Source organism: Rhizobium rosettiformans W3 (assembly GCF_004912135.1).
GTDB lineage: Bacteria > Pseudomonadota > Alphaproteobacteria > Rhizobiales > Rhizobiaceae > Allorhizobium > Allorhizobium rosettiformans.
This window is the reverse complement of record NZ_STGU01000071.1, coordinates 1-1,353: the sequence shown is the minus strand read 5'-3', so window position 1 is coordinate 1,353 and position 1,353 is coordinate 1. Positions and strand designations below refer to the sequence as shown.

At 54.3% G+C, this 1,353-nt stretch carries 1 protein-coding gene; it reads right to left on the bottom strand.

What is annotated here, in order from left to right; translation table 11 throughout:
* Positions 1-272: 272 nt before the first annotated feature.
* Positions 273-1,301: an IS110 family RNA-guided transposase gene (locus tag FAA86_RS24370; RefSeq protein ID WP_136543892.1), complete on the bottom strand. Its 1,029-nt coding sequence runs from the start codon at positions 1,299-1,301 to the stop codon at positions 273-275.
* Between the last annotated feature and the right edge of the window lie 52 nt (positions 1,302-1,353).

The following is a 1,353-nucleotide window of genomic DNA, read 5'->3' as shown; positions in this document are numbered from 1 at the left end:
TCTGTGGTTGCCGTCCGTTGCGCAAGTAGCGTCTGACCTTTTTTAGGAGTGATCGAGTGCGGTCTTCTGTCAGGCCTTTTAGATGCGGCACTTCAAAAGGCCGCTGGCCAGTATGGTGATCTGCGGATTGGGTCCAAGTCTCCTAAACGAGCTTTAAACTCCGAGTAATGTAATGGTTTTCCCTATCCAGATCAGGTCGATCATGCGCCCATTCAGGTCGTCGACTTCTCACACTCCTTTACCGGCGTCTGCTAGTCGCAGCCGGTTTCTTGTCACGTCGCCACAGCCAACGTCGTGTTCCGATAATCTTCCTTCTTCACCAACATGGCCCATATCTTCCGGGCCATCTTGTTGGCCAGCGCAATCGCCACCAGCATACGCGGCTTTCTTGTGATCATTCGGGCGAGCCATGACCCCTTCATAGGTGGCTTGACACTCGCCCACCTGACACGGGTCATCGCACCAATGATTATCAGCCGCCGGATGTCAGCTTGTCCGGCCTTCGAAGCCCGTCCGAGCCGTTCTTTTCCACCCGATGAGAATTGCCGAGGAACGAGGCCGAGCCAGGCAGCAAAATCTCGACCGCATCGGAAGTTTTCCATAGCGGGTGCAAAAGCTTCGACAGCCAGCGCGATCATGGGCCCTACGCCAGGCATAGTTTGAAGCCGCCTCGCATTATCGCTTTGGCGGGACAATTCGGTAAGACGTTTTGTTTTTTCCTCTATTTTCGTTGTCTTCTCGTAGATCTGGACCAGAAGATCACGGCATTCGTCTCGCACGAGTTGGGGCAGATCGATTTGAACGTCCTCAATAATTGCCTCGATGCGATCAACGCGACCGATCCCAAGCGGCACAACCTGTCCATATTCATAAAGAACTGCACGTAGTGCATTCATCAGTTCCGTCCGTTGACGGACAATACGCTCGCGCGCCCGAAACAAGATCGCGCGAGCCTGCTGATCCGCTGTTTTGGGGGAGACGAAACGCATCTCGGGCTGCCGAGCTGCTATGACGATTGCTTCTGCGTCGGCTGCGTCGTTCTTCTGTCGCTTCACAAACGGACGCACGTATTGCGGGGCAATCAACTTGACTTCATGGCCTAGCTTAACGAGCTCTCGGAACCAATAATGGGCGCTTCCGCAGGCTTCCATGACCACAAGCGCGGGCTCGTACCCTGCCATGAAGCGTAGAAATTGTCCTCGCGCCAGCTTTTTGCGAAATTTCACCTCGCCTGTCATCGTCGCTCCGTGAAGCTGGAAAACATTCTTTGCCAAGTCCACGCCGATCATTATGTCCTTCATCTGCCGTCCTCTCTGCTCTGCGGTTTGCGCCACATTACACTTGGCATACTGC

Coding starts and splice junctions, on each gene's coding strand:
- FAA86_RS24370 (WP_136543892.1), bottom strand. CDS start 1,301: ATGAAGGACATAATGATCGGCGTGGACTTGGCAAAGAATGTTTTCCAG.